31 protein-coding genes are annotated in these 26,791 nt (G+C 34.2%); 10 read left to right on the top strand and 21 right to left on the bottom strand.

Going from position 1 to position 26,791, the window contains the following annotated elements; all coding sequences use genetic code 11:
- Positions 1-18 precede the first annotated feature (18 nt).
- Positions 19-786, top strand: coding sequence for an HNH endonuclease signature motif containing protein (locus ACFQZJ_RS13540; protein WP_379935260.1), 768 nt, complete (start codon positions 19-21; stop codon positions 784-786).
- 4 nt (positions 787-790) lie between these two features.
- Here the strand turns inward: ACFQZJ_RS13540 and ACFQZJ_RS13535 are convergent, their stop codons facing one another.
- From ACFQZJ_RS13535 to ACFQZJ_RS13525, 3 genes are all read right to left on the bottom strand, one after another.
- Positions 791-5,257 (bottom strand): hypothetical protein, encoded by a 4,467-nt coding sequence (locus ACFQZJ_RS13535; protein ID WP_379935258.1) that lies wholly within the window; start codon positions 5,255-5,257, stop codon positions 791-793.
- Between the two features lie 26 nt (positions 5,258-5,283).
- Positions 5,284-5,574 carry a helix-turn-helix domain-containing protein gene (locus ACFQZJ_RS13530; RefSeq protein WP_379935256.1) on the bottom strand — a complete coding sequence of 97 codons (291 nt, stop codon included), beginning with the start codon at positions 5,572-5,574 and terminating at the stop codon, positions 5,284-5,286.
- A gap of 150 nt (positions 5,575-5,724) precedes the next feature.
- Positions 5,725-6,360 carry an N-acetylmuramoyl-L-alanine amidase family protein gene (locus ACFQZJ_RS13525; protein ID WP_379935254.1) on the bottom strand — a complete coding sequence of 212 codons (636 nt, stop codon included), beginning with the start codon at positions 6,358-6,360 and terminating at the stop codon, positions 5,725-5,727.
- 226 nt (positions 6,361-6,586) lie between these two features.
- Here ACFQZJ_RS13525 and ACFQZJ_RS13520 point away from each other — a divergent pair, with 226 nt between their 5' ends.
- Genes ACFQZJ_RS13520 through ACFQZJ_RS13480 form a run of 9 tightly spaced genes read left to right on the top strand, consistent with a single transcriptional unit; the run spans position 6,587 to position 13,781 of the window.
- The gene (locus tag ACFQZJ_RS13520; RefSeq protein ID WP_379935253.1) at positions 6,587-6,856 is read left to right on the top strand and encodes a hypothetical protein; all 270 of its coding nucleotides are present in this window, start codon (positions 6,587-6,589) and stop codon (positions 6,854-6,856) included.
- Positions 6,857-6,887: 31 nt separating this feature from the next.
- Positions 6,888-7,166 carry a hypothetical protein gene (locus tag ACFQZJ_RS13515; protein WP_379935251.1) on the top strand — a complete coding sequence of 93 codons (279 nt, stop codon included), beginning with the start codon at positions 6,888-6,890 and terminating at the stop codon, positions 7,164-7,166.
- A complete protein-coding gene (locus ACFQZJ_RS13510; protein WP_379935249.1) occupies positions 7,159-9,558 on the top strand; it encodes a TraG family conjugative transposon ATPase in 2,400 nt (799 codons plus the stop codon). The genes ACFQZJ_RS13515 and ACFQZJ_RS13510 overlap by 8 nt, the downstream gene beginning before the upstream one ends.
- A 12-nt stretch (positions 9,559-9,570) precedes the next feature.
- A complete protein-coding gene (locus ACFQZJ_RS13505) occupies positions 9,571-10,152 on the top strand; it encodes a conjugal transfer protein (protein WP_379935247.1) in 582 nt (193 codons plus the stop codon).
- 2 nt (positions 10,153-10,154) lie between these two features.
- Entirely contained in the window at positions 10,155-10,997 is an 843-nt protein-coding gene (locus tag ACFQZJ_RS13500; protein WP_379935245.1) for a hypothetical protein, read from the top strand.
- A 10-nt stretch (positions 10,998-11,007) separates the two neighbouring features.
- Positions 11,008-11,625: a conjugal transfer protein TraK gene (locus tag ACFQZJ_RS13495; RefSeq protein WP_379935243.1), complete on the top strand. Its 618-nt coding sequence runs from the start codon at positions 11,008-11,010 to the stop codon at positions 11,623-11,625.
- Positions 11,626-11,648: 23 nt separating this feature from the next.
- Complete coding sequence (gene traM, locus ACFQZJ_RS13490; RefSeq protein WP_379935241.1) at positions 11,649-12,578, top strand: conjugative transposon protein TraM; 930 nt, start codon at positions 11,649-11,651, stop codon at positions 12,576-12,578.
- Positions 12,575-13,408: a DUF4138 domain-containing protein gene (locus ACFQZJ_RS13485; protein ID WP_379935239.1), complete on the top strand. Its 834-nt coding sequence runs from the start codon at positions 12,575-12,577 to the stop codon at positions 13,406-13,408. Before traM ends, ACFQZJ_RS13485 begins: the two co-directional genes overlap by 4 nt.
- 7 nt (positions 13,409-13,415) lie before the next feature.
- Positions 13,416-13,781 (top strand): hypothetical protein, encoded by a 366-nt coding sequence (locus tag ACFQZJ_RS13480; RefSeq protein WP_379935237.1) that lies wholly within the window; start codon positions 13,416-13,418, stop codon positions 13,779-13,781.
- A 42-nt stretch (positions 13,782-13,823) separates the two neighbouring features.
- Here ACFQZJ_RS13480 and ACFQZJ_RS13475 read toward each other — a convergent pair whose 3' ends face one another.
- From ACFQZJ_RS13475 to ACFQZJ_RS13390, 18 genes are all read right to left on the bottom strand, one after another.
- A complete protein-coding gene (locus tag ACFQZJ_RS13475; RefSeq protein WP_379935235.1) occupies positions 13,824-14,045 on the bottom strand; it encodes a hypothetical protein in 222 nt (73 codons plus the stop codon).
- Positions 14,046-14,059: 14 nt separating this feature from the next.
- Positions 14,060-14,362 (bottom strand): type II toxin-antitoxin system RelE/ParE family toxin, encoded by a 303-nt coding sequence (locus ACFQZJ_RS13470; protein WP_379935233.1) that lies wholly within the window; start codon positions 14,360-14,362, stop codon positions 14,060-14,062.
- On the bottom strand, positions 14,349-14,600 hold the full coding sequence (locus tag ACFQZJ_RS13465; RefSeq protein WP_379935231.1) for a type II toxin-antitoxin system ParD family antitoxin: 252 nt from the start codon (positions 14,598-14,600) through the stop codon (positions 14,349-14,351). The genes ACFQZJ_RS13470 and ACFQZJ_RS13465 overlap by 14 nt, the downstream gene beginning before the upstream one ends.
- A gap of 153 nt (positions 14,601-14,753) precedes the next feature.
- A complete protein-coding gene (locus ACFQZJ_RS13460) occupies positions 14,754-15,389 on the bottom strand; it encodes a hypothetical protein (protein WP_379935230.1) in 636 nt (211 codons plus the stop codon).
- A gap of 14 nt (positions 15,390-15,403) precedes the next feature.
- Positions 15,404-16,042 (bottom strand): energy transducer TonB, encoded by a 639-nt coding sequence (locus ACFQZJ_RS13455; RefSeq protein ID WP_379935229.1) that lies wholly within the window; start codon positions 16,040-16,042, stop codon positions 15,404-15,406.
- Positions 16,043-16,083: 41 nt separating this feature from the next.
- Complete coding sequence (locus ACFQZJ_RS13450; protein WP_379935228.1) at positions 16,084-16,479, bottom strand: hypothetical protein; 396 nt, start codon at positions 16,477-16,479, stop codon at positions 16,084-16,086.
- 59 nt (positions 16,480-16,538) lie between these two features.
- Positions 16,539-17,357 carry a hypothetical protein gene (locus tag ACFQZJ_RS13445; RefSeq protein WP_379935226.1) on the bottom strand — a complete coding sequence of 273 codons (819 nt, stop codon included), beginning with the start codon at positions 17,355-17,357 and terminating at the stop codon, positions 16,539-16,541.
- Between the two features lie 16 nt (positions 17,358-17,373).
- Positions 17,374-18,096 (bottom strand): 8-oxoguanine DNA glycosylase OGG fold protein, encoded by a 723-nt coding sequence (locus ACFQZJ_RS13440; RefSeq protein WP_379935225.1) that lies wholly within the window; start codon positions 18,094-18,096, stop codon positions 17,374-17,376.
- A 43-nt stretch (positions 18,097-18,139) separates the two neighbouring features.
- The gene (locus ACFQZJ_RS13435) at positions 18,140-18,709 is read right to left on the bottom strand and encodes a GIY-YIG nuclease family protein (RefSeq protein WP_379935223.1); all 570 of its coding nucleotides are present in this window, start codon (positions 18,707-18,709) and stop codon (positions 18,140-18,142) included.
- A 551-nt stretch (positions 18,710-19,260) separates the two neighbouring features.
- Positions 19,261-19,773, bottom strand: coding sequence for a toxin-antitoxin system YwqK family antitoxin (locus ACFQZJ_RS13430; RefSeq protein WP_379935221.1), 513 nt, complete (start codon positions 19,771-19,773; stop codon positions 19,261-19,263).
- Between the two features lie 37 nt (positions 19,774-19,810).
- Positions 19,811-20,428: a hypothetical protein gene (locus ACFQZJ_RS13425; RefSeq protein ID WP_379935219.1), complete on the bottom strand. Its 618-nt coding sequence runs from the start codon at positions 20,426-20,428 to the stop codon at positions 19,811-19,813.
- 35 nt (positions 20,429-20,463) lie between these two features.
- Positions 20,464-20,676 (bottom strand): hypothetical protein, encoded by a 213-nt coding sequence (locus ACFQZJ_RS13420; RefSeq protein ID WP_103442982.1) that lies wholly within the window; start codon positions 20,674-20,676, stop codon positions 20,464-20,466.
- A 19-nt stretch (positions 20,677-20,695) separates the two neighbouring features.
- Complete coding sequence (locus ACFQZJ_RS13415; protein WP_379935217.1) at positions 20,696-20,944, bottom strand: hypothetical protein; 249 nt, start codon at positions 20,942-20,944, stop codon at positions 20,696-20,698.
- A 3-nt stretch (positions 20,945-20,947) separates the two neighbouring features.
- Positions 20,948-21,157 (bottom strand): hypothetical protein, encoded by a 210-nt coding sequence (locus ACFQZJ_RS13410; protein ID WP_103442984.1) that lies wholly within the window; start codon positions 21,155-21,157, stop codon positions 20,948-20,950.
- A gap of 228 nt (positions 21,158-21,385) precedes the next feature.
- On the bottom strand, positions 21,386-23,320 hold the full coding sequence (locus tag ACFQZJ_RS13405; RefSeq protein WP_379935215.1) for a carboxypeptidase-like regulatory domain-containing protein: 1,935 nt from the start codon (positions 23,318-23,320) through the stop codon (positions 21,386-21,388).
- A gap of 384 nt (positions 23,321-23,704) precedes the next feature.
- Positions 23,705-25,192 carry an RNA-binding domain-containing protein gene (locus tag ACFQZJ_RS13400; protein WP_379935213.1) on the bottom strand — a complete coding sequence of 496 codons (1,488 nt, stop codon included), beginning with the start codon at positions 25,190-25,192 and terminating at the stop codon, positions 23,705-23,707.
- A complete protein-coding gene (locus ACFQZJ_RS13395) occupies positions 25,189-25,797 on the bottom strand; it encodes a DUF4062 domain-containing protein (protein WP_379935211.1) in 609 nt (202 codons plus the stop codon). The genes ACFQZJ_RS13400 and ACFQZJ_RS13395 overlap by 4 nt, the downstream gene beginning before the upstream one ends.
- 226 nt (positions 25,798-26,023) lie before the next feature.
- Positions 26,024-26,788, bottom strand: coding sequence for a DUF5131 family protein (locus ACFQZJ_RS13390; RefSeq protein ID WP_379935209.1), 765 nt, complete (start codon positions 26,786-26,788; stop codon positions 26,024-26,026).
- Positions 26,789-26,791 lie beyond the last annotated feature (3 nt).

Genomic DNA, 26,791 nt, shown 5'->3' with positions numbered 1-26,791 from the left:
TAATTAATAATGAATTTAATGGCAAAGAAGAAAAGAGTTAGGATACCACAAGAAACTAAAGTAAGAGCGAAATTACAAAAAGAAATAGGTTCGATTTGCCCATTTTGCTCAAGTGAAGAAGTTGGTCAGTTCCAAATTCATCATATAGATGAAGACCCCTCGCATAACGAATTCATTAATCTATTGTTATTATGTCCAACCTGTCATTCTAAAATAACAAAAGAAGATATATCAAGGCAAGATGTAATGGATAAAAAACTAAATCTCAGAAATAGAGAGTCTTTGGTTCAGTTTATATCTGTTTCCGTGGATGAAGAAAATTGTGGTTGGAGACCTTTTAAAAATGCTAAAAATGCTTTTGAAGTGGTCTACGAACTGTCTCTATTTCCAATTTTCATTTTTACTTTAATAAATAATTCTAATAAAACCCTACTAGTAACGAGCATCAAAGTGAAAGCAAAAAGACTTCCGATAGGCATGTCTGGACCTCATATTCCTTTGCCTAACATTTTAAGACCAACCATTACATATAAAATCAAAATGCCTATTGATGGGGAGTTTGAAGAAACAAAATTAAAGGATGAGTTAGAAGTACCAATGACAAGAGCCTTTAAGTTTAAAGTGGAGCTTTTTGATGAATCTATGGAAACTTTCAATCCTCTATTTGGAAAATATGCTATGTTCTTTGAATTTGGTTTCAATAATGATTTCTTTACTGAAGTTCCTATGATTCTTTTGAATAGTGATAAGTATTATGAAGAATTAAAGTATTATGGATTGGAATGAAAACTTAAGTAATTAAGTCAAGGGCTTCATTTAGTGTATTTCTTAAATGATTGTGTTTTAGCATATCATCAAAAATATCGAGAGACCTTTTTATATGTTTCCGATTTTTACTTAAATCCATATTCAATTTGGAGTAAATAGCCAAAATTAATTGTATAGGTTCCTTATCATAATAACCTCTTCGCTGTACATTAGGAACTCGATTATATTTTAGGTTCTTTATTAATTCCAAACATTTAATGGGATTATCCTTAACACAAGTAAGAAGTAGTTGTAAAAAATAGCTCGGTTGCGCCATACATAGTTTGCTTTTTGAGTACTTAACTAGAAAACTATATGTTTCTCTAAAATTGTGAGGCTTAAATTTCCTAAGAACTATACTTGAATACATTGTAGCAAAATCTTCTCCTTTCTTCCCTAAAAACTGATACAATATACCGAAAGCTCTTTCCGCGGTTGTCTCATTGGAATTAAATAAATTTGCTTCTGCAATTCTCAATGCACAAAGTTTAGCTTCGTCACTTGATTTTATAAAATCAGAATATAACTTTTTATCAGAAATTTTATCATTGAGCCAACTTAAAATTATGACATTGCCATCCTTATGCAAATCTTCATTTTCAATAATCATATTAAAATAAGGAAGCATCTCTAAGTGAAATTTTACATTAAAATATTGAGATGTTCTGAAAGAATTCTTAAGAACTTTAACATCATTTTTATTAATCAACTTCATAAAAATTCTGAAACTTCTATTTAGGTCAAGATAATTCAAGTATCCAAGTTCTTGCATAATAGCTACCCTAACTGATGCTTGCGGGTCATTAATTGCTTTTTCTACTGTATTAAAAATTATTTCTTCTGAAGACTTATGCTCATAACATAGCATCAGCTTATGAATCGCAGCACCTCTAATTGTATTCAAGCTGTCAAATGAAGGGTCATTTTCATTCATTGGTTCACTTGGATTAGGATGATTTAATGCGTGATTACTTAAAAATTCAACTAGCTCTGTATCCACTAAGCCATTTTTTAATAAGTATTCTACGTGCCAAATAGCATACATCAAGTTAATTCGGTCCAAATCTAATTTGATGAATTTCTGATGCAAAAACTTTACTTTCTCCGGTTCATACTTTGCTTGAATTAAACCATCTATACCTTTAGACAAATAGTCAAGAGAAACATTTTCCTCATCAAATAGCGATAGAACAAATCCATAATATTTACCAGGATTACCTCTAACACTATCACCAAATGCTCTAGAGTGTTCAAGCTTGCCTCCTCTAGGACCGTGTCCTTCTTGATAATCATCATCAAATTTGGTTAAGCTATTTTTCCAGTTCTTAAAGTCCATATTGTTATAAGCACTCTGAGAAAGAGGAGCACCAACAGCATACGAACCAGAGGAAGATGAAGTGTGAAGTGCTTTGTCTGACTCTATGTCTCCAAATTTTCTATAAAACTCCTGATATACTTTCTTCAAATGTGGAATACTCCAAATCTCTCTCTTGGGAAGTTGTTTGATAAACAGAAACTGCTTCTTGTCCTGACCATAAAAGGATATGATTTCTTTTTCATCAGAGTCTTTATACCTACCAAATTTAAAATCATACGGACTTTTAATTGACAATAAGATTTTGGAAATGACCCTCTTTCTTTCTGCAGTAAAAAAAGAAAAAGAAGAGCCTATCATTTGGCGCAGATATAGTTGTGATTTATCATCATAGCTATTAAATCCATTTTTATCATTAACGATGGAAATCAGTTCATAAATTTCATCAACATATCTTGGTTTTTCTTCTTTTAATACCAAACTCACTAAACGCAAAAGGATGACCGAATTTGTATTTTTAAACTCATTGAAAAAATCGACTATATATTCCCTATTATTTATTTGCGATTTTAAGTGCTTAACAAAAAACTCCTCTAAAACAATATGAGCATCTTTTGAAGAACTAAAGCCATCGATGAACTTTGTGCATTTATAGAAAGGACTATCAACCTCTTCAAAATTTGAGTTGTCTTTATTTTCATTAATTACACTCTTGTATATATCTAGAGTAAATTTGAAAGTTTTTTCAGGACTATTATCATACATCTTCTTCAATAACTCCTCTTGTTCGTGAGAGAATTCATTATGATGCCAGGAATCTCCAAAATTAAAAACACTCTTAAATATTGGTTTTACTAAACCAAAGACATAATCATCATTATGTTTAAAAATTTTTGCTAAGAACTCATAATACCAAAAGTTGTCTCTTCCTTTAGATTCTTCATTAAACTTTATGTACTTTTCAAAGTATGGTAGGAGTCTTTCATCTTGCCAGTCATCGAGCCCCATTAGGACTCTCTCATTAAAGTTTTGTTTATCAGTAAAATCTTCAAATTCATCTAAATACTCCATTATTATGAGTGGAGTGAGATTGATATTATTTCTTAAAAACCTCCAAATGAGATTTCTTTGATAATCAATAGAGGTTTTTAAATTATACTTTTCAATAAAATCAAATCGAAATACAGACTGTTTTTGGTAAACTCTATGCGCCTTATTTGCCAAGGTTTCTTTGTTGAATAAAAACTTATCAAATACTTTTTGTTTAATCAAATATTCAGTCCATTCCTTAGATACAATAGAGTGGATAAATACATCTTCGAAGAGCCTATTCCTTAATATTTTTTTATGAAATATCTCTTTTTCTTGACTTGAAGGATTTGCGATGATACCAAGGTTACTTATTACTAGAGACTTTATATGAAAACGGTACTTAGAAGATTTAAGGATAGAATTTATACTTAAGTTATACCGCTTATGGTCATACTCTCGCAGATACTCTAAGACCATTTTGATTACAGACCTAACCTCTAGGTTCTGCTCATTCTCGTTAAGGTATTTAAATATATCTTTTCCTTTCTCCACAAATTGTCTCGAAAAGCAATAATCATAGAAGGTTTGGTGAAAAAATTGAAAACTTGACTCTTGTTCAATTATTAATTGATTGCTAAGTAGATATTGAACCTCTTGATAATACTTATCAGAAAATTTACTGCTAATAACTATCTGTTGACTATCATACATTCCGATAGCCATTTTAAACAACAATTCACCTAATTTTAAATTAGATTTTGGGGCAATAAGACTTCCCCATAAGGCATCATATAAATCTTTTAAAGATGACAACGTATCTAGACTAATTTTTTTCTTATTCGGGAGTTTGCAGAATACCTCCAACTGATTAGGAGTTTGTAATAGTTTCAAAACTTTTTTTACCGAACAATTAACTCCAAATTTTTGAAGTGTACTTGTAACATCCTTTTCTGTTAGAAGGGACGTTTTTATATTAGCGTATTTATTTGATTTGTAAATACTTAATTCTGCATCATATTTTAGGTCAAAACTTCTCGATGAAATAATTATTCTAATATTCTTTTCATCAATTAACTCGTTAACTATCCTGTTATATGTTTGAATGTACTCTCTATTTGACGATAATGTTTGAGACAAAGCATCTAACTGGTCAATTATTACTATTAATTGACGTTTGTAGGTATTTAGTGCTCCAATAATTCTGGAAAACTTTATGTCATCATCCAGAAATATTTTACTTTCTAATTCCTTCGGGTTGGTAGCGTAATACTTATCAGCTTTAATCCCAAGAACAATGTAATTCTCAGCCACTAGCTGTTCATAGACGTCTTTTAGAATTACAGATTTACCCATCCCCTTATCTCCCTCTAAAACCAGAAGATTTTTTTGTCCATTTTTTAAATCGCCAGAAACCCAATCAACAATTTGCTTGGTTTCATTTCTAGCAATATGACTCTCAGGTTTTCTTTCGAAAAAATTCTTTACTCCTGATAGAAAATTAGAAGCCTTAGTAAATGACCTCTGGAGCTTATCAAAATCTAGTGGGTTTATTGCATTTAAAAAAACCTCTTCTCCACAGAATCTCTTGCACCATTCAGGACCAAAAAAATCATAAACTATTTTTGGGTGAGTTTTAAGTATCCTGTTTATTGCTGTAAAATCCCATTTTTCAACTCTTATTCCATTCTTGTTATGCACTTTTTTTAGTTCCTCGAATCTTTTTTGCAAGTGTATGTCGTCAAAGTTAGCAGAGGTACAAATGAAGAATTTTTCAGATTTACTGTACCAATCACCATTTTGAAATTCAGAAAATATATCATTCAAATCTGTAGGAGAAATAGATTTATACTTTTTACATTGAAATGAATAATACTTCCCATTATCCTTCAAAGCGTAAATATCAATTCCATCTTGCTTTTGTCCTTTTCTTCCATAAATCTCACAATCACCCCTGTCAAAGCGTTCAACAAACTCAACCATTCTGAGACAAAGTTTTTCGAAATCTTCCCAAAGCATTTGTGCTAAGGGTAAGAATATATCATTACTCACTATGGGCAACCCATAATTAGTAGACGGTTTAGTTTTTAAATATTCTAGACTCATAGGAATAATCTATCTTTTCAATTGACTTACTTTTCTTTTCTAATTACTTTGTTTAACTCTTTGACAATTTCTTTTAGATTCTTCTCATCCTTTATTTCTTCATAAATTTTCTCCACATACCACATAATTAAAAGTTTATTGAAGTCAATTTCTAAAGTTTTTGATAATTTTTTTAATTGTTCTTTCGTAGGCCTTCTATCACTATTTTCAATTTTACTTACAAGAGCGGTATCAACTTCTATTTCAGAGGCGACCTCTCTTAGCAATAGACCTTTAGATTCACGTTTTGATTTTAATAATTGAGATAATTGTTCCATTTGTCAAAATATTTCTTGTCAAAATTTGTCTAATTCAAAGATAAAAAAATTATTTCCTTTTCAACTTTATTAATAATATAACCTCCTTGTAACTAGTGATTATTAAATCCCGTAAACACCTCACAACCTCCAAATACAACTCTCTCATAACTATTTAATTTTATTAATACATTCCAGTATCGCAAGGGCAATACCATTATGCTTTTCTTCTTTGGTCAAATGCTTAGCTTCATCAACAGATGACAAAAACCCTAGCTCTAATAAAACTGCTGGACAACTATCGGTAGTCCCCCGCAGCACTTGGAAGTTGGCAAACTTCACGCCCCTACTGCTAAACGAAAGCTTCTCATTTAGTCTTTTCTGAATAGTAGACGCCAATTCTACTGAGGTTTTAGAAAAACGCTTTTCCATTTCATCTACATAAACTTCTGTTCCTTTGGCTCTTTTGTTTATTGCCTGATTGCAATGCAACGAAATAAAAACATCTGCAGGTAGTCTCTTGGCAAGCTGCACTCTATCCCGTAAAGAGATTAAGGTGTCACGGTATCTAGTCAAGTAGATATCAAATCGGTTGTCATAAAGCTTGTTATTCAAACTATCTAACTTCATCGCAATACTTAAGACGATATCCTTTTCTGCAACTCCATTTATTCCTATTGCTCCAGCATCTATTCCGCCATGACCAGGGTCGATGACAATGACAAGCTTATCAGGACTTTGACTATATGAAAGTGGCAATACTGACAGATAAATAAGTACTGCTATAACGTAGTTTGAAATTTTCATAACGTTTGTTCTTGTTTACACAAAATGCAACGATTCTCTCTTTTTCATAAGAATCTTCCAAAATTTAACAGCATACCACGTTAAAATTTAGAGGATTTCTACCAATACAAGCCTACCGTAATAGATTTCACAAAAGTTTGTCTTAAGTCTTAGCAGACGGCGTATTATGTCTTGCTGCGCGGAGAAACTATAATCTAAATATCCTATTATGAAAAAATCAATTGTTATGCTTATCGTTTTGCTGTTTATCACAGCTCCCTCTTTTGCTCAAATCGGAGGGATTGAAGATTCCGTCAACGACGTTTCGGACACTATCAGAACCATTTTTCCAATAATCCTTGGAGTCATATTCCTTATTGGATTCCTTTTTAATGCAGGTCACTTCTTTGGCGAAAATGCAGACCTCAAAAAGGGTATTACGCGCGTGCTAGTATTTGTGCTTATCGCCGGTGCAGTAGCTGGCATCTTCACCTACCTAATCTCAATCGTAGTCTAATCTGCACAGCGGGATTTATTAAAAAATGATTATGAAAAAATTCGAGGTCTATAAAAACATACGAAAACGGGCAATGATTTTTGGTTTGCCCGTATCGCTATTCGCGCTTATGATGATAGCGGTAATCGCATCGCTATTAGTCATCATTTTCTCTTTTGGTTTCGGAATCATCATTGGCGTACTCGTATTCAACGGCGCACTATACATTGGCTTGACCAAGTTTGCCCAAAACCCACAGCTCCTTCAAATTGCCAAGGTATTCCCGAAAAGTATTAGTAACAAGAAAACATCTGCACTCAATTATGAATAAAATTAACCTCGCATCCTACTATCCAATAGTGGACATCAATGAAAATGTGGTGTTTGCCAATAATGGCAATGTAGTACTATGTTTTCAGGGCATTCTTCCTGAAATCCATTCCTTATCAGAAAAAGATTTTGAGGATATGCACGTTGCTTGGTTTCAAGCATTGAAGTCATTGCCAACAGGATGCGTTGTGCATAAGCAAGATGTATATTTAAAACAGAAGTATACCGCTGAGCAACTTCCAAATGAAACCTTTCTAGAGAAATCGACCCACGCGCATTTTAAAGGTCGCGAATATATGGAACACCGCAGTTATTTGTTCTTCATTTTAACGAAGAACAATGCGCTTAACAATAAAAAGTTCGTTAATCCTTTTCGCAAATTAGCAAAGGGTATTCTTAGAGAAATGGACGAGGCTGTACACAGCTTTATAGGTTCCGTAAGCGATTCCGTTTCCTTTATCAATAACAGTCGTAAAATAGAATTTGTTCCGCTTAGAGCAAACGAAATACATGAACTAACCCACAATTATTTCAACGGGTTTAATTCTGGATTTGATACGGATATTCTATTAGAAAAATCAAATACAAACATCGGAGAAAATTACTTTGATGCGCTTGCAGTCAATAGTGAATTATGTTTTGGCGAAAGTGTGCAAACCAGCAAAACCAATGAGCGATTTACCTCTGATGATTTTGTCTTCCATCAAGGTTTTGTAGATGGACTCGGTTTAACATTCAATGAAAATCATATTGTAAATCAAATTATCTATTTAGATGACAAGCAGAAATGGCGGAAACAGCTCGACAAGAAAGTAGAGGAACTGAATAAAAGCTCCAATTTCGGTTCACAGAACAAAGTTGTGCTAACTAAAATTCAACACATTCTTGACCAAATAAATACGGACGACCATGCGCGTGTCATTCGTGGCCATTTGAATATCATTTATTGGGCTCGGGAACCCCGCGAACTAGAAAAAATAGGTTCGAAAATAAAAACGGAATTCAAAGAGATTGATATTATTCCCTATTACCCCAGAGGCGAAGAACGCAAGAACTATATTTTGAATAGTTACTGCTGCTTCTCCTCCAACTTCTCCAATGAAGATTTGTATGTAACTGACTTAAAACACGCCTTGTGTTTACTAATCAATAACAGCAACTACAAGTCTGACCCTACTGGAATCATCTTTAATGATAGAGAACATAACATTCCCGTTTTAAAGGATGTTTGGGACGAAAAGAAGAAACGTATTAAGGCTAGAAACTTTGCCATTTTTGCACCTACGGGTGAAGGCAAATCCTTTTTGGCCAACAACATTCTGCGTCAATATTTTGAAAGTGGTGTTCGCCTGGTCATTATCGATTTAGGAGGTTCTTATACCAAGTTCGCCAAGCTCTATCCTGAGAAATACACCGTGCTGAGATATGAAAGTGGAAAGAACTTAGGTATCAATCCATTTTACATCAGCAATGTAAAAGACTTGACTACTGAACGATTGGAAGATTTATCGGTGTTCCTTTTTGAACTGTTCGCATCCGATATCAAGGTGACCAAAGCACAATCGGTTTCCATTAAAAAAATACTTAAATATTACTACGATAGTACTCCTGAAAATCATTCGCTTGATGGCTTTTACAAATTCATCGAAACGAATCAGGCAGCCCTTTTAAAAAATCTTAAAATCCATCCTGACTACTTCAATGTTACGAGCTTTTTGCACGTGATGTCGGAGTATGTTGGCGATGGTCTATATAGCTTTCTATTTGAAGTAAGTGAAGACCAGACTTACAAAATCGAGGACAAACGCTTGATAGTTTTTGAATTGGATGAAGTAAAGGATAATAAGGAAATCCTTTCCGTAATGCTGAAGCTTATTAAGTCAGCCATCCAAAGAACCATTTGGAAAAACAGAGCCGAAAAAGGCATCATCCTATTTGATGAGTTTGCCAAGCAACTAAAGTTCGATAACGTTCTGGAAAGTGTTGAATTTTATTACCAAGCCATTCGTAAACAGAATGGTGCCATCGGTATCATTCTGCAATCCATCAATCAGTTACCTAACAACTCCACATCCGCTAGTATACTGGAAAACACCCAAGTAATATACAGTCTAAACAATGAAAAGGGATACGATGAGCTTCAGAAACGATTGAACCTTTCTAGCCACGATTTAAATCAATTAAAATCCATAAAAAATAATTTAACCGGACCTCGAAAATACACGGAAATGTTTATCAAAATAGGAAAGGAGAGTAACATCTTTCGGTTAGAAGTTCCCAAAGAGGTCTATGTGGCTTACCTCACCGACGGTGAGGAAAATGATGCCATCATGGCGATTTATAACGAAACAGACTCCATGGAAGAAGCCATAAACATATTTATTAATTCTTAAATCAGAAATCCTATGAAATTAAAGATTCAAATACTCGTGGTTGCTATTACACTAACCTTTTTATTGCCTGTACGTGCTACGGCCCAAGGAATGCCTACGTATGATAATGTCAATTTTATCAGTTTGATAAAGCAACTGGTAGAGTCGGGTAAACAGACGGCAAACATTATCAAAACTGTCAAGTTTCTTAAACAACAAAAAGAGAATCTTGAAAAAGTTAGTGACGTCGTAAAACAACTCAAAGCCGTTCAAGAAATCGGAAAGAACAACAAGCGTCTTATCAATGTAATGCAAGGCGATTTAAAAGACATCTTAAACTCCCCATATATCAAACCTGAAGAAGTCGCTCGGGTTTCAGAATCCTTTAGTGCCGTAGTAGAAAACTCTTTGGACGCCATGGATTTTATAGACCAAGTTCTCTCCAGTGATTTTATGAAAATGACCGATGCAGACCGTACGGCAATTCTAAAGGAAAAGGAACTCGAATCAAAAGAAATGGTTTCTAGCGTGACTATCAAGACAAAACGTTACCGTGATATTATTTCCTTTCGAAAAATGCAAGACATGGTCAATAACCGCGAAACAAATTACTAAACATGACAGCCACCATACTTCTAGGGATTGGCTTGGAATATATAGATACCGTATTCCAGACCATACAAAACAGCAATTTCTCGCAATACACTATTGCAGGAATGAAAACCCTCGCCGTTCTGTTTTTTCTAATCAATATTCTTAAAAAATATAATGAGGGAATAGCTGATAAAAACGGATATAGCTGGGGATTGAGTCCGGGAGAATTGGCTAAAAATTTTGCCATCGTTGTGTTGGTAATTTTCTCTACGCAACTGTTGGGATTTTTCGATAACATTTTGGTGGCCATAGAGGGGCAATATCGTGGTACAGCTCCTGCCCTACTTCCTTTACAATTGCAAGACGTACCACTTGAAGAAGAAGTAAGTCTTTTGGATGCTGCTAGTATGGCCATGACTTTACTTTACGAAGCTTTGGTCACCCCTTTATACGGATTCAAAATATTCGCATTCGTAATCAGCACATTTCTGTGGATTCTCGACCTATTCATTTATCCACTATTTCTTGCCGAACGCTTTTTTCTTTTGGGGATAATGCAGGCCTTCTTTCCTCTGATAATTAGTCTCGCGGTTTTTGAGAAGTTTCGGTCTTTGGCTTATACTTTTTTCAAATTATATGCTGCTGTCTATATGCTCGTACCTGCTTTCTTTTTGGTCAATGTATTTGTGAATGCTATTTACACCGAAATCAACACCAATTTCTGGACGAATCTTTTCGGAACTGAATTCGGGCAAGGCTTTTTCGCACCGGTCGTGCAATTGGGGTCCGTAGGCTTTATCGTATTCCTCAAATTCAAACTATACCGCAGAGCCACTTCCTTCACCTTACGATTATTCACAAACTAAAAACTAAACAATGAAAACATCATATAAAGACATCTACGCCGTGCTAAAAATCAATAGGGTCATTGTGTTAGCGTCTGTCATCTTTGCAACGCTCTCAGGTTTATTTTCCATTTGGATGGTCTATAACATCAATTCCAAAGCCATGAATAGCGCCTTTGCTATTAATACGGACGGTACAGTCATTCCGCTAAAGCTAGTGGAACAAAAAGAGAATTTCGGAGTGGAAGCTTTGGCGCACCTAGACCTGTTCCATAAGTACTTCTATAACATAGATGCTAGTAATTATGAAAAAAATCTAGAGAAGGCTTTATGGTTAGGGAATAGCTCGGTTGATAATTTATACCGTCAGAAGAAGTCCGACGGGGTATATAATCGATTATTACAATTCTCATTAGTTCAAAAAGTAATACGTATCGAATCTAAAATTGAAGAAAAAGACGGTGTATATGATTTTAGAACAGTTACCATTTTCGAAATCAATAGAGGTTCAATACTAGACACTTATGAACTTGTTTCTTCAGGAAAACTACTTACCGTAAATCGAAACTTTCCGAACAATCCGCATGGATTGCTAATTACAGAATACTATGAAAACAGCTTAAAAAAGATAGAGGCTGAAAGCCCATAATCGACCATATTAAATACACTCTTATGAAACTAGAAAAAAATAAAATAGTCTTTGGATCCTTATTGGCCGTGATTCTCATATTCCTAGTCTCCTATTCAGTTTTGATTATGAGGGATGATGAAAGTGAAAACGAAAATCTAAAACAAACCTTAGTCCCAGAACTTGAACAAGAGCAAAAAGAATATGATTCCAAATTGGAAGCTATAAACGATTTAAAAAAAGTCCGCGAAACAAATGCGCCTAGCATCTATGATGAAAAGTTGATTGACTCCCTTGGATTCTATGACCCAGATTTGGGGGATAAAGAAAAAGAGAGAATCGTTGACAGTATCTACAATGCAAGTCGCATTAACTATTCCGATAGGACCTATGAAAACATAGGTCACAAAAAATCAATCCCCAAAGTAATTGAAGAAGTCGATTCAGCGGATATCAAACGGGAGATCCAAATTCATGCAAAGGAACTGGGCTTGGAACATCAACTCTTTTTTGCATCGTCGCCGCTCGAAAACAAGGTTTCCATTTTGGGAAGTACAGATGCTGAAATTCATGTGGTGGTTGATGGTAGTCAAGTCGTAAAGGCAAATACACGTCTACGAATGCGATTGACGAAAGCTGCATTAATTAACAACAAGCTGATTCCAAAGAATGCCCTCGTTTTTGGTTTTATCAGCTTTCAGCCTAATAGAGCATTGATTAGCATTGAAAATATAAATCATCATCTAACAAATCTAAAAGCCTATGACCTTTCAGATGGCAGCGAAGGCATCTACATCGAGAATAGTTTTAGAGAAGAAGCTGCTACTGAAGTATTAGATGATATCATGGGAGATATTAACATTCCCAGTGTTCCACAGGTAAGTGGTATTTCTAGAATTTTTCGCCGCAACAATCGAAATACGAGAGCGACTGTGCTCAATAATTACAAATTAATTCTAAAACCCAAGTTATGAGACATAAATTCTTTATCACCATATTTCTTTTGATATGCTTTTCTACGAAAGCACAAGATTCTGTAACACTCGATACCATATATGCCAATGACCAGAAGAATGTCGCCCTGTTTTTTCCAGAAACGATAAGGCAAGGAGTAACCGGTTCAGACAATTTTATATTTACGTACAACCGCGATAAAGAACAATACTTTGGACTACTACAAGCAAAGCCAGGAAAAGCAAGTAATCTTCTGGTTATCAATAAGAATGGTTTAATTTTTTCGTATATTGTAGTATATAAAAAACAGCTCTCGAAGCTGAATTATTTCATTCCGTCTTTAAGTAGTATTGGGAATGAAAGACCAAAAAAAACTGAATCGATTGTAGTTGATGCGCCAAAAAAGTCAATTGACAATAAAGCGTATTACTATCAGGAATTTTGTTCCTACCTGCTAAATCGAAAGCAGCGAATAGGTAATATTAGAAGGCAAAACGAAGGCATCGTTTTGAGCATTGAGAATATTGTTTTTGATAAAGAAGAACTCTATTTCGTTATCCAGATTAAGAATACATCTACCTTGGATTACGATTTGAATTTCTTGCAACTTTCTGTCCAGACACGGCAAAAAGGGAAAAAGAAATCACTACAGAACATTTATCAGGAACCGCTGTTTATCCATAACCGACCAACCAAAGTAGCAGAAAATAAAACCGTGAGAATGGTTTACGTACTGCCAAAATTTTCATTGAGCGATGACCGAAGAGCCGTCTTAGAACTCAATGAAAAAGACGGAGAGCGTAACCTAAGCCTTAAGGTATCTCATAGATATATTAATAACCCTAAATAGAATTGCTATGAACAGATTGGTCATTTTTACAACCGTACTATTATTTATCGCTTGCAGAGAAACTCAAGATGCATCTCCCGCTTCCATTGCAAAAACCGTTGCTGAGAGTTTCTACCAAGGTGATGATGAAACCCTAAAAAAGCACACCACTCCGGAAGGCTTTGCCAACTACTCCAATCTGATGAAAATGTTTGCTAAACCTAAAGGTTCCGAAGCATATTTTAAAGTCCTAGACGAAAGTGTTGAAGGTGATGTTGCTTGGGTAAAGTACTCGACTTCTTATGATAAGACTCCAGGGGTTTTTAAGCTTGTAAAGGTTGATGGTGTTTGGAAGGCTACTGCTCGGAAGGCTGATGAGGAGGTGCCTTTTTGATTTTATCTTTCAAGTTAATTTTATTATCCTTTATTTGAACTTTTAATTTTCTTCTAGTTCTAATTCCGTTATCAATTCTCTGCATTTTCTTGAAAAAGGCTGAAATTCAGAGAAGCTATTTATTAGGGACCCATTGAGTCTAATTTTATACCCATTTTCAGCTGCTATATTTCTGCCGCTAACTAGGAACACTTCCATGAAGTGATTATGCTCATCGTTAACAAATTGTGCTCTTTTACCCTTCTTTACTTCAATAAGTTTCATGGTTTAATTATACTTTACTTCAGGTGCTTTGGAAAGTCCATCTTACCTCCAAGGACTCTTACTATGAAAATTCCATTACTGTCGATATAATAAAAAATTACGTGTGATTTGTATCTATACCTCAGAAGCATTTGGTTTTTAATAGCCACATATCGCCTACCCAAATCGGGGTTATTTGCTAATTCTCCTAAAATCTCCTTTAGACCTTTAGCATATTTCAAGGATTGACTTTCTCCAAATTTCTTTATTGTGTATTTGGCAATGGACTTAATATCGCTCCTTGCCATGACACTTATTACATATCTATTCTTGGGCATTGTGCTCATTTATAGCTTCCTCCCAAATACTATCTATAGTGGCATCGGATGGCCCGCTCTCCAAACCATCGATAAGTGCCTCATTCAAATCTACTATGCGCTTCCTTCGCTCCTGGTCTTTCCGGATAATATCTCTGACATATTCGCTGTCGTTAGTGTAAAAACCTTGTTCGATTAAGCTTTTTACATAAGCTTCTTGCTGTTCTGTAAATGTGATAGATTTTCTAATTACCGCCATAATGAACCAATATTAATAATAATGGTTCAATTTAATAATATAATTTGAACAAAGCAACTATTGTTTTTTTGAACTTTCAGTTAAAGTTACAACTTATTAATTATCAGGAATGTTGAAAAAAGGAAAGACTACATTTTCAGGGAAGGCTACATATCACTGTCCAAAAATAGTCCAAGACAGATTCTTTTGCCTACCGTTCTTAGATTTCTCTATTTTTTTAATTATTGATTTTCTATGTGCGGTACCACACATAAAAATTGCCGAACCGAAATTGTTATTGCTGCAAAAAGAATAGATATTCTGAATCATTGGTTCTTCATAAGATTCAATGTCCTCCATTACAATTTTATCCAGCTCGTTATTATTTAAAATTCGACTTTCCAACATTCGCATCTCTTCTTGAAAATTCATACATTCTAAACTATTGAGAAATTCAAACCCTCTCTCGGCTGCTAAGCAGTTAAAATTGTCAATCAATTTTTGCAGTTCTGTATTTTGACTAACAAATTTGATTTTTTTGTGAAATGCATCTGATAGTCCATTTTCACAAACTGGTATGTATCGAAAGGAAGTATTGTAGTTATATTGCTGAATTGCGGAAATTTCCAATTTATTATGAAATACCCCATATGTAGAAAACAAATAGTTTTCATATTCAGAATAAGTTTCATCAATTGCCTCCAAAAAAATAACCTCTGGATTTAATTTATTAATTATCTTATAAAGCTCTTTGGCGTTACATTTTCCAATTTCCTTGTGAATCGTACTTATGAAGGTGATATCATGCATCGTTTATTTGAACTTTAAACCATTTTAAATGTTATCGGAATAGTTCGATATACCATCACCTTCTCGCCATCCTTTGTGTAAGGCTCCAATTCTTTCAGTGAGTTCATTATTCTATAACATTCGGTGTCCAGAGAAGAATGAACCCCTTCAAGAATTCGAAGGTTATCAACTTTACCATCACTACTTATTGTAAACTGCACAATCACCTTTCCTTGTATGTTTTCTTCTTGGGCTACTTCAGGATACTTAAATTTATCACGAATATGTTTTTGTATTTTCTCTGTGTTTATGTCCGACATTACGGTTATACCTAAATCCTCTAATAATTGTGCTCTCTCAGGAATTAACTCACCATATTTTACCACAAAATCATAGTCCAATGTAGATTCAATATTTCCCTTACGATCATATCGGTTCCATTTGCCATACGGTTGTTCTCCCAAATATGATTTTGTCCAAATTTTTTGTCCGTTTTTAACTTTAAAGAAAATTTGTGTGACTACACTATCATTAGTTTTTGACACTTCAAGGGCATAAGCCCCTGTATCAGACTGCATTCTTCCATATTTATCCTTGTAATAAGTGGTATTCGATTCTGATTGTGCAATCGCAATATTGGAAACGAGAAATATGGATAAGAAAATTTGTTTCATTATGTTTTAAATTATTGGTAATCGTTTATTTGAATTTTGAATCATACTACTGGGTTTGTCAGCAACCCTGCTATTTCAGTTATCAAGTAATTTGCCACAACATTTGGTCCTTCCATTCCATTTGCTTTTAATCCTAAATGAATTTTGTGTTTGTGATACTTTCTCATTTTATTATCGACAATCCACATTCTTGCTTTTCCAGTTGAAGGAACAGGGTTTCCAGATTGTGGAATTACTTGCCCATATTTATCCACAAATTGTGGCCAAATCATAAATAAATGGTTTGAAGCATGATTTGGGTTCTCATAGCAAAAATCCCACTTAATACCTTGACTAGGTAAAGCCCTTCTACCACCTTCAGATTCACTTAAGATTTTGTATTCTACAACAAAATCATGAATGCGGTCGAATCCGTTTTTATCGATGCTATCTTTCATTTTTAATTATGTAGCTAAATTAAAATGGTTTATTTGAACTTTTACACGGATTATTGGTTTCATTCTATGGAACTAACCGGAACATATTTTAATCCATTAAACTGATATCTTGATATTTCATTAGCTATTTCTTCTGAATCCAAGCTATCAATTTTGATTAGAGACAAATCATAATAATTAGCCCCTTCTTTAATAATTTTGATTTTTACTGTCTTTTTTTCGAAGACATTCCCCGTGCCCCAATTAGAACTAAAAGTTTGCGTCGTTAATATTTCCTTAATATCATCTTTAATGAATGAATAAATTGAAGCATATTCTGTAGAATATCCCATGTTCAAATCCCCAGAATGAATTACTACACCAAATATTTTGAATCCAATTGGTAGAACATCTATTTTGGACGGTGGAGCTCCCCAAGAACCAGCGTCAATCGCGTTAATATAACTTTCTTTCAAGAACCATCCATTTTCTGATTTCATAAATTCAAAAACGCTTAACTTAGGCCTACAAACATGACAATCCCAGTTTTCCGGAATAGTATATCCAATTCCAACAATTGACTCATCATCATCATAATTAACGACATAATAGTCTAAAATATAGTGCTTTAGACTGCCTATGGAATTTACATGAGTATAGCCATACTCTTTGTTGTTACCATAACTTTTAAGCAATTGAATGACAACGTCATCTGCTTTATCAGGATTCCACTTTTTATCCAATATTTCATTATCTACTGTCTGTTTCAAAATTGCTGTTAGTATTAAAATGGAGATGCTTAAGACTAATGAAATAACACCAACTACAGTTCCAATGTAACTCATCTTACTAGGCAAACTCCATTTCTTGTATTGTTCTTTACTTGGGATGTATTTCAAAATTTCTTAATATCGTTTATTTAGACTTTGGTTTGTCGAATAATAATTCTGCGAGGGATTTAGCTTGATTAAAATCTTCAAACTCAATTCTATTTTTCCACCCACTATTATCATTCAAGAAATAAAAATTATGAAAAGCGAACAATGCTCTTTCAACTTTACTTGGATTTTTGTCATTGAACTCTATTTCTGCTTTATCAATGAATAGCTGGACAGTTTCTCTATATTTTGATTTTTTCTCTAATGAATCTATTGATATGTGGCCTAAAGCGCCCGCTATTTTTGAATCAACTATAATTAAAGGATTATCGCTATTAATACTCCAGAAATATGAATGCTTGCTAGCATAAGAAGCTCCAATACCTCTAATTGAGTTAAATTTACTGATACTTTCAGTATTTCCTTTTTTTGCGAGTATAATTCCCTCAAAATAAGTCTCATAAACATTTGAATCTTTTTCAAGTTCCTCCCGTGGACTAATTCTATTTTTTGTTTTTGAATAAAACATCCTTCCGGATCGACCTCCCCATGAATATATCAAATCAATAACTCTGAATACATTTTTCTTAGTTATTTCTTCATATTTGGTTAACTCAATTATCTCATTTGTACATGCATTAATATTGTTTTCAAATTTGATGTATTTTTCAATATTCTTATTTGTATAAACTTTTCCTTGACCAATGCTTTCATTCCATTTAGAAAGCCAAAATTGATAGTTTATTTCGGGAAATGTCATTTCTGAGTTGTCGTTTTTTCAATATTTGTTTAAAAATAAACGTTTATTTGAACTTTGATTTCACTTCTTCTCTACAAACAGCACGATAATTGTCCAGAAGATTAGCATTTGGATTCTTATTTCTAGTTCTTCTGTCTAAATCCAATTTGGGCCGTAATCGTAGAATAACCTTTTCCTCTAAACTTCTTAAATTTTCCTTGTCAAAAGGTCTTTGATTTTCCCAATATCCGAATTTTAGATTAGTCATCATCCATTGGGTTAACTTCAATTCCCCGTCTTCAGTAAACTTGTATTTATCTGGTCTTGGTTTTGTTCCATTTTTATCTCTTTTAATCGCAATTAAATTAAGTCTTTCTTTTAAAATTGCACCAAGAGACCTACGAAAACTAGACCAGCCCGTTTTTCCGGAAGACAAATGAGTCATAGTATCTCTTCCTTGAAGGCTTTTTACGGCTAAACCGACATATATAACGTCGCCAATATCACCGAACTCGTTCAAATCCTTATTTGTATCTAAAAAATATGCATATATGCCTTGATTGTCCGGAAGGTTTTGAATTTTTGACATCGGTAATTTTGAATTCAATATTGCATTAACTACTTCCTGTTCCATTCTCTATTTTCAATCGTTTATTTAGACTTTAATTAATAATGACTTGTGATATGCTTTTCTCTCCTGTGTTGTCCGTTATGATTACTGAGTAATGTCCAGAGGCAAGATTTGCAATGTTAGAACCTTTTTCATTCGGGTCATGTTTCCATTCATATGTGTATGGTTCAACTCCATTACTTACTGTAATTATAATTTGTCCATCAATAGTATCGGCTGATGTATCAATCTTCCTTATCTCAACTAACAATTTGCTGCTGCGGGGATTTTTTTAATCGAAATACAATTAAGCATTAATAATGAAACAAGGCACAATAGTGAATTTTTGATTTTCATGATAGTATCTTTTTTAAACTGTTTTCTAATTAGATTGCTCTTCGTCTGAATTGGGAAGAAACGGAACCCAGACTTAACCTAGTCCTCCACATATATAGAGAATGCTTCCCGTACCTCTAGCGGGGTTATGAACACGACCCGAACCAAAACAATATTTACACTTTTTATACATCGTTTATTTGAACTTTAACCACTTAGTTCTTTGTAACCAGTTTAATTTAATAATTCAATACGTTTTTTACATTCCCGTTTTTATAATACTCAATTGTTTCTCCTTTCAATTGACCATTTTTAAATCTCCATTCAAATATCTTTTCCCCAGTTTCATAGTATTCAGTTGTAATTCCCTCTTGTATGCCATTTTTATAACCAATGTCAACATTTTTCTCGCCAGTAGGATAATAGCCAATACCACTAATTATAATATCATTCTTAAATTCCCAAATGATTGCTTTTTCTCCAGTCTTAAAGAATCTGGTTGCAGTTCCGTTTTTTTCTCCATTTTCATAATGCCATTCAGAATATGTTCCGTCCTTATGGTATTCCTTTGTAATACCATTCAACTGGTTGTTTTTGTAATTACATTCAAATTTTAAATCTCCGTTTTCATAGAATTCTTTTGTAATTCCGTTTAATTTGTTTTCGGAGGTTTTATTTTCTTTAATTCCTTTTGTTGTGGAGCAAGAAAAAAAGATTGTAAATAACACTATAAAAAGTATCCTTAAGTTCATTTGTTATGTGCATAACGGTTTTGTTGGCGTGTCGTTTTTATTCCATGAGTGATTTGTCTATAAATCCGAACAGTTCCATATTCGCCTGAATGTACGCAGTATTAAGAATGTTTTTCGCTGTTCTGTATCCACCAGTATTTGGGCGTGAAGATACTTGTCCAAATTCCTCTGTCATTTTATTTTTGGCTCCATTTTCATAGTTATAAATCATAACGGAATATCCAGCAACTGCATTCCATTTGCCTTCGGGAAAAATGCCCCAAACAAAATTACCACCAGAACTTCCGATTCCAACTTTTACGTCAGCACCAAATGCGGCGTGATAGGCTGAAATTGCAATTTTAATAGTTAGTATATTTTCCTTTGGGTTTTGGTAAAACCTATCGCTTTCTAGAACGTTAAAACTAGCTGACGGATAGGTTTCCTTAATCAAGTCTATAAGATTTTCAATAATCGTTTCACTTTCGCACTCTATTTTACTTTTCTCCGTCATAATCCTAGTGTCAAATATCACTAGGTCAATCTCTCGGTTTTCAAGAAATCCTTTTCTCGGGGTAGGTGTTTGGTCTTTTTGACACCAAACGTACATTTTTTGAGCGCTTAAACTTGCGGAAAGGAAGAACATAAAAAATGTAAGTCCAATTAATTTTTTCATATTTAAAATCCTTTGGTTTGGTTTAAAATAATCCGTTATTTAGACTTTAAATAATCCAATCTCATTGCTGTTTCAATCTCGTTTGTTCTAGATTGACCGAATAAGTTAACCAAGTAAGTATCTGGACTAGATATCTCAGAAGTAATTATTTCATCATATTCTTCTTTGCTAATAAATCCTTTTTCAAACAACGGTTGAAACGTTTCCTTTAGTATAGGATTGATTTTTTCTATTTCTTCTTTTTTCATCCTTTTATTAGATTGCCTTTCATTTTTCGATTTCGAATGCTTTTAGCTTCGGTATACGTATTCTATCCGGTTCTTGCTTTTGAAAATCCTTCATTTCTTGTACGACTAGATTCATGTCTTTTAAAAACTCGGTATCCGCCCCGTTCTCCTTTGCTATCTGGTAATAGGCCTCCAAGGCCGGCACGGCAAATAAATCGTGACCGGCAATCACGAACGCCGGGACATCATTTTTGATACACTTTATCAATATGGCCTTTTGGTCTTTCATGGTTTAATTAGACTTTGATCGTTGATAATTATCAATTAATGCTTCCGACACAATTTGGGCTTTTTCATCGCTTATGCAATCAAAAGTAATTTTTTGGGTGGTTGTAAATTCTTTTAGCAGCTTACCAACATCCTCAGCGGTCAGAAAACCATTCTCGCCTAAGTTTCCCAATATATCGCTATATCTATGTGACCTAAATCCATCTTCTAACATATCCTTTATTTGAACTTTACTGTGTCGCTAATAAAGATACGATTAGAAATTATAGTTCCGAAAAAGGTTGGTTTTATAAAACTACAAATAACTTCTCAAAATTGACTTTAAGAGCCAATTTGTAGTCAGAAACCACTTTGTGCATGTTTGTAAGATATATTTTTAGGATTTTAGTATTGTTGGGAGTAGTTATTTATATGAAATATATATTAACCTAATAAGACTAAATTAATATCTTACGTTCATAGTGAAACCAAGCCCCATTCCCTTCAGCTTTTTTCTCATAGTAGATTCTTTTGACCCTCTTTCATATGTACCGCCAGTTAATAATCCAACCGATATTATTAAGGCCTCGGTTGGCATAACTTCTCCTTCATTATCCACCCATTCCAAAGTCACTATAACATCCTCCGTAAGAACAATATCATATTCTTTTAAACTGGTCGAAACCATACCAGTTTGTTTAGGTTCAACCGATATAATTATGTTGCTTTTAAGAATGTTCTCAGAAGGCTTCCCATTTACTATTTTATACATATTCAATCTAAAAAACGATTTTGCACTAAATCGATTATAAGATATGTGAAAATTAAAGTCATCAACAAATGTTGGCCGTCTTCCAACATTCATTCTGATGCCCATTTCTTTTCCAAGTTGCTCGTAGTAGAAAAGGTGTCCGATAAATGTTGACTTCGTTTTGTTTCCCAGAGTTTTCTTCTTCCACTTCCTAGCAGTTACCACTACTTCATTTAGCTCTGAAATTTCCTCTTCCAGATTAATCTCTATGTTACCTTTTTTATTAAGTAAATTATTTACAACCAATATTTTGGGTTTGTAACCAATCATTGATAATCTTATAGTGTCATTTGCATTTGATTCTAAAAGATGAAAATCGAAGGAGCCTTCTTTATTGCTGACCGTACCTATTTCTTTATTCAAAACCCCAATATTAACATATGGTAATCTTGTTTTGGTTTTGGAATCCTGAACATAGCCAGAGAGAATTAGCTCTTTAGGTTTTTCTGTGCTATACTCAAAAGGCGTCTGGGTTACATTCTTTTCTTTTAAAAGACTAGTATAATAATTTGTAAAACCATCTTTGTTCTTTAAATACTTTTGAAAAAACAATACTGTGCTTTCCATTATTTTCTCGTACGTCTCAATTTGCCCTTCAGATGATTTAAGTGCCCAAGCTATGCTTCCAAAATCTTTATGCTTACTATTCAGAAAACGCATGTATCTCTTCTCGGAATTAATTTGGTTTATGTAACGATATTCACCGGTAGGGGTAAATTCATCAAGCCTATCACCGGCCTCTATATGCAAGAAAGCGGCTTTTGTTTTTTCTGGATTGATAACTTTGGAATCATATATTTTTTGAAGAAAAGCATCATCTTCTTCGGTGTCGCCATAATAGAAATTATCCGAACCATCCAAAGATACCATCGCTTTAAATTCAGGATGATTATCCAACATAATGATACCACTCATTCCGCCCCAACTTAAGCCTAAAATTCCGATTTTGTCATAATCTATAGGTAATCCTCCTGTCTCTTTTAGAAATTGTAGGGCAAATTCTCCATCATTTACCTGCTCCATTGTATTTAGTAGACCATTGGTCATGTCCCCCGGGTAGGTTCCAATTGAAGAAATAGACAATACAATAAATCCGTTTTCGGCCAATCGCTCTAGCAAGCGATAGCTTTCCCATCCCATCCCGTTGTAACCAGCCATATAGATGACTAGCGGAAATTTTCCAGTAGCGGCCTTTCTACTCTTATAACTATCAGTCTTAACCTTCAACAAGCGATTACCATCTTTAGCTTCAACACCAAACCCTGCGGCTAAATAGAGTACGAATTCATCAGACATACCTGTGTAATCAGTTTCATCCTGATATTCATTTGCTCTTTCTTCATGAAGTCGGTAAAGGTCTTCAAATGCTAATCGCTGCCCCCCTTTTTCATCTGAAGGATACCAAATATCCAAATCTAAAGGGCGGTAATGCAACCTGTCTGTTTCAGAGGTATTTGGTTTATAGGTCCTAGATGAATCCGTTAATTTTAAAGTCTTAAAGCCTACGTTAAAGGAATTAGGTTCTTGAGATACGCCTTGAAAACCGAAGAAAATAATTAAATAGAGGATGGTTACATTCAATTTCATTCACTAAATTTATTGAGTTGCTTTATATCTAAGACACAAATATTTGTTAAATGGTTGCCTGACATATTATCATGAATATCATATTTAAAACCAATGAGTAACTAAGAAAATACAATTACCATAAAACGGCCAATTCAGGGAACTAACGGAATGAAATGAAAGTAGATTGATTTCCAGTTCCATTTGTCGTTCTTTTTAGTAGTTCCGGTGATTCACTTTTTACGGAACTAAAATTTATAAAAATTATTGATTATTGTAGAAGTGAGTTTTTGCTTTAATTAGAGGTAATAAGCTATCCTTTATTTGAACTTTCAACAACTCCGCTATGAAACGTATCCCGAAGGGCATGTTTTATAACGATTGTTGTGCTTTCGTGCTTATTTTTTATTTCAATTTTGCTTTTATTTTCTTTGTTAAATAGTATTTGCCTGTTTTTGCAGCACCTTGAAACTCTATCAGTTCAAGAGTTTTTAATGTTTTTAAGTATCGCTTTACTTGTGCATTAGATTTACCTGTTCTTGCCATTATTTGACTTATTGACGCTCCCTTATCATTTGCTGCTATTGTTCTTACAGCATCACCTAGAGCATCAGTTACAGTATCACTTACAGCATCAATAACATTTCTTTTTACAGCATCATTTACAGCATCATTTACAGCATCACTTAATACATCAGCACTTTTATTAGCTCCATCAACTGTTCCGCCAATTCTACTATTACTAAAGAAAGTGAGTTTAACTGTATGTTCTCCTATATCCCATACTGGTGCCTTAAGGCCTGCTTTTTTACATTCATCTGAAATCATAATGGTTCCTCTACCTATCTTCTCGATAAACCCTCTTAAAAAAACCATATGCGCTATGTCCGGATTGTAAGGCATGGAAAGATGACTCTTCTTGAGTTCGCTTTGCTTGTAAGGAGATTTCCCAGTATTACTCACCTCAATTTTATCTGGATAGACAATTACAGCCATGGCACTAGAGGGAATTGAATATTCACGATGCACCAGTGCATTCATAACGCCTTCACGCAACGCTTTCATGGGTATTTCATAGTCGTCTTCTCTTTCCCATGCTTTGTTGCCAAATTTTCTCTGTAATTGCAGGTGTTTCTCGAAAAAATCGAGAATGGCTATTCGGTTTTTAAAAAGATTCCCATCTAATAACCGGTCATCAGTAAATTCACTTCCCGTCTTTCCGCCTTTCAATAGAGCAACCCGAACTCGGGCTTGAGGAATAAATCGTGCAGGATTTTTAGCAAATAATAGCACTGAAGCATTGGTGAAATTGCCGTTTTGATAAAGCCCATAATGGGATAAAAAGTCCATTGGCTCACGTTTATATTCACTTAGTTTGCTGTCAAATCTTGCAGCTTCTATGGTCTTTTGAATTTCTTCTAAATCTAAATCGCCAAATTTTACACCTAGGCAGCCTTGTCGTTCCCAATGAATTTCTGTTTCCTGACGTTTATGTATAAGCGCTGAAATTTCTTTTGATGAAGCCTGAATAGTTCTGTCCTTTCTGCGGTAATAAATGCTTCCATTAAAAATATAAGGTTGTTTGGAGCCTTCCCATACTTTAATGAGCAGTAATTGCTTATCTCCATAATTTTCAATAGAAACCATGACAGGAGCTTCTGGTACTAATTCCTTTGTTAAATATTGCTCCAATTCTTTTTGGAGTTTCTCCGCATCTTTAACGCCTTTGACAATCTTGTTATCGGCAATCCCAAGCACTAACTGCCCCCCTTGATTATTTAAGAAACCGCAAATGGTTTTGGCAATGGCATCTTTACTAACAACTTCTTTGAACTCAAGTTGTCCGCTCTCTTCCTGCTTTAGAAGGTCTTTTATGAGTTGTTCTGATTTCATGGCGCTTCAACTTTCATTTGTTCAATAATTTCCCTTACTCGCTTTTGGTCAGAAAACTGCGTTTTTATGACATTTAGAATATCCCCAACTCGAAAAAACTCATCCACCCAATGCCCAACCCGATCTTCAGGTGCAACATCATTAAGAATGGTGGCATTGTATAAATTGATTAATTGGATATCATCAAGTACCTCTGTTCTTCTATAGCTAAAAGTTGGATTTGAGTCTCCATTTTCTAAATACATATACTGTTTGAGAAGTTGTCTAGCGATGGAAATATCCCTATGTACAATAAACCACCTTGGCTTTTTTAATTCAATGGCACAGAGCATTTCCTGATGTGTAATAGATAATTCTCCACCTGGAACCGCTCCATAGCGAGAACGAATTATGCCAAAAAACACATCGCATGATTCTACTGCTCTTAAGCAGTTTTCTGTATTTGATAAACCTGGATGTACAGGGATGGTCTTCATATGAGAGTTCCAAACCTCATATTTATAGCCCTGAAGCGTGGCGCATATCTGCTCCAATTGGTCTTGATAACCAAAAATGGTAGAAGCTACCATCACTTTGATTTTTGGTATAGTTGCTTTTTTAGCCATTCACTATTTTATCTTGTTTAACCATTTTTGAAATACAGTATTTTTTTGCATAAAGCACAACATTATAGGATATCACTATTGTTGATATCCTACTTATTTGTCCAAGTTAAGAATTAGTAGAAAAAGAATTTCTTAACCGGCCTTAAATAATTCTTTTTTGAACTTTGCTAGCGGTCCGTTATATGCAATGTACGCAGAGATAGCAAGTCTAATCCGATATCACTTTTTATACACATGTATTCTCAGGCATTTCTCTGTACACCTCTCCATCAACTTGACAACCACCTTTGGCATGTTGGTCGTGTTCAGTTTGTATTGTAGGGTCATTAGGGTTTTCGTTAAATTCTTTTTTACCCCATTGCTTAAAGAAAAATGGAATTTCTCTAATTTCACATTTGTTTTTTAAAGTTTGAATCCATTCTTTTTTTAATGGTCTTGCCTTGGGTCCAGATTCGCCGCCAACAATTACCCAATCAATTCCTTTTAGTTTAATGAAATTTATTTTACCAATAAGAGGCTCAATAGATAAGAACTTAACTTGTGCATTTGTACCTAATAAATCAGTTACGCGATAAGTAAAATTCTGATTCTCTACTGAAACTCCCATCCAAATATTTGGAGTCCAAGTAAGAAACGGAGACAACTCTAATAATCTTTCTGATCGTTTTGTCAAAACTTGATAGATATGCTTAGTTGAATTCATTGTTTTAAATACACGTTGAATATATTCTAAAGGAACATCTTCATGAAACAAATCGCTCATAGAATTAACAAACACCAATTTCTTTTTTTTCCATTTGAACGGTGCATTAAGTTGATGTGGTGCTAAACGGAGTTTAAAGCCATCGTTATATTGTTCAACTCCCATTGCTTTAAGTCGTTTAGCCATTACTTCTGCATAACAAAACTTACAGCCAGCTGAGACTTTACTACAGCCAGTAACCGGGTTCCAAGTTACTTCAGTCCATTCTATTTTTGATTTTGAAGCCATAAT

It is taken from the genome of Maribacter chungangensis, assembly GCF_042676845.1.
Taxonomy (GTDB): domain Bacteria; phylum Bacteroidota; class Bacteroidia; order Flavobacteriales; family Flavobacteriaceae; genus Maribacter; species Maribacter chungangensis.
Note: the sequence above shows the minus strand (reverse complement) of the source record. Positions and strands in the feature narration are given on the sequence as shown.

Excerpts from the sequence above, each read along its gene's own strand:
- ACFQZJ_RS13540 (WP_379935260.1), top strand. The coding sequence starts at position 19 with ATGGCAAAGAAGAAAAGAGTTAGGATACCACAAGAAACTAAAGTAAGA.
- ACFQZJ_RS13535 (WP_379935258.1), bottom strand. The coding sequence starts at position 5,257 with ATGAGTCTAGAATATTTAAAAACTAAACCGTCTACTAATTATGGGTTG.
- ACFQZJ_RS13530 (WP_379935256.1), bottom strand. The coding sequence starts at position 5,574 with ATGGAACAATTATCTCAATTATTAAAATCAAAACGTGAATCTAAAGGT.
- ACFQZJ_RS13525 (WP_379935254.1), bottom strand. The coding sequence starts at position 6,360 with ATGAAAATTTCAAACTACGTTATAGCAGTACTTATTTATCTGTCAGTA.
- ACFQZJ_RS13520 (WP_379935253.1), top strand. The coding sequence starts at position 6,587 with ATGCTTATCGTTTTGCTGTTTATCACAGCTCCCTCTTTTGCTCAAATC.
- ACFQZJ_RS13515 (WP_379935251.1), top strand. The coding sequence starts at position 6,888 with ATGAAAAAATTCGAGGTCTATAAAAACATACGAAAACGGGCAATGATT.
- ACFQZJ_RS13510 (WP_379935249.1), top strand. The coding sequence starts at position 7,159 with ATGAATAAAATTAACCTCGCATCCTACTATCCAATAGTGGACATCAAT.
- ACFQZJ_RS13505 (WP_379935247.1), top strand. The coding sequence starts at position 9,571 with ATGAAATTAAAGATTCAAATACTCGTGGTTGCTATTACACTAACCTTT.
- ACFQZJ_RS13500 (WP_379935245.1), top strand. The coding sequence starts at position 10,155 with ATGACAGCCACCATACTTCTAGGGATTGGCTTGGAATATATAGATACC.
- ACFQZJ_RS13495 (WP_379935243.1), top strand. The coding sequence starts at position 11,008 with ATGAAAACATCATATAAAGACATCTACGCCGTGCTAAAAATCAATAGG.
- traM (WP_379935241.1), top strand. The coding sequence starts at position 11,649 with ATGAAACTAGAAAAAAATAAAATAGTCTTTGGATCCTTATTGGCCGTG.
- ACFQZJ_RS13485 (WP_379935239.1), top strand. The coding sequence starts at position 12,575 with ATGAGACATAAATTCTTTATCACCATATTTCTTTTGATATGCTTTTCT.
- ACFQZJ_RS13480 (WP_379935237.1), top strand. The coding sequence starts at position 13,416 with ATGAACAGATTGGTCATTTTTACAACCGTACTATTATTTATCGCTTGC.
- ACFQZJ_RS13475 (WP_379935235.1), bottom strand. The coding sequence starts at position 14,045 with ATGAAACTTATTGAAGTAAAGAAGGGTAAAAGAGCACAATTTGTTAAC.
- ACFQZJ_RS13470 (WP_379935233.1), bottom strand. The coding sequence starts at position 14,362 with ATGCCCAAGAATAGATATGTAATAAGTGTCATGGCAAGGAGCGATATT.
- ACFQZJ_RS13465 (WP_379935231.1), bottom strand. The coding sequence starts at position 14,600 with ATGGCGGTAATTAGAAAATCTATCACATTTACAGAACAGCAAGAAGCT.
- ACFQZJ_RS13460 (WP_379935230.1), bottom strand. The coding sequence starts at position 15,389 with ATGCATGATATCACCTTCATAAGTACGATTCACAAGGAAATTGGAAAA.
- ACFQZJ_RS13455 (WP_379935229.1), bottom strand. The coding sequence starts at position 16,042 with ATGAAACAAATTTTCTTATCCATATTTCTCGTTTCCAATATTGCGATT.
- ACFQZJ_RS13450 (WP_379935228.1), bottom strand. The coding sequence starts at position 16,479 with ATGAAAGATAGCATCGATAAAAACGGATTCGACCGCATTCATGATTTT.
- ACFQZJ_RS13440 (WP_379935225.1), bottom strand. The coding sequence starts at position 18,096 with ATGACATTTCCCGAAATAAACTATCAATTTTGGCTTTCTAAATGGAAT.
- ACFQZJ_RS13435 (WP_379935223.1), bottom strand. The coding sequence starts at position 18,709 with ATGGAACAGGAAGTAGTTAATGCAATATTGAATTCAAAATTACCGATG.
- ACFQZJ_RS13430 (WP_379935221.1), bottom strand. The coding sequence starts at position 19,773 with ATGAACTTAAGGATACTTTTTATAGTGTTATTTACAATCTTTTTTTCT.
- ACFQZJ_RS13425 (WP_379935219.1), bottom strand. The coding sequence starts at position 20,428 with ATGAAAAAATTAATTGGACTTACATTTTTTATGTTCTTCCTTTCCGCA.
- ACFQZJ_RS13420 (WP_103442982.1), bottom strand. The coding sequence starts at position 20,676 with ATGAAAAAAGAAGAAATAGAAAAAATCAATCCTATACTAAAGGAAACG.
- ACFQZJ_RS13415 (WP_379935217.1), bottom strand. The coding sequence starts at position 20,944 with ATGAAAGACCAAAAGGCCATATTGATAAAGTGTATCAAAAATGATGTC.
- ACFQZJ_RS13410 (WP_103442984.1), bottom strand. The coding sequence starts at position 21,157 with ATGTTAGAAGATGGATTTAGGTCACATAGATATAGCGATATATTGGGA.
- ACFQZJ_RS13405 (WP_379935215.1), bottom strand. The coding sequence starts at position 23,320 with ATGAAATTGAATGTAACCATCCTCTATTTAATTATTTTCTTCGGTTTT.
- ACFQZJ_RS13400 (WP_379935213.1), bottom strand. The coding sequence starts at position 25,192 with ATGAAATCAGAACAACTCATAAAAGACCTTCTAAAGCAGGAAGAGAGC.
- ACFQZJ_RS13395 (WP_379935211.1), bottom strand. The coding sequence starts at position 25,797 with ATGGCTAAAAAAGCAACTATACCAAAAATCAAAGTGATGGTAGCTTCT.
- ACFQZJ_RS13390 (WP_379935209.1), bottom strand. The coding sequence starts at position 26,788 with ATGGCTTCAAAATCAAAAATAGAATGGACTGAAGTAACTTGGAACCCG.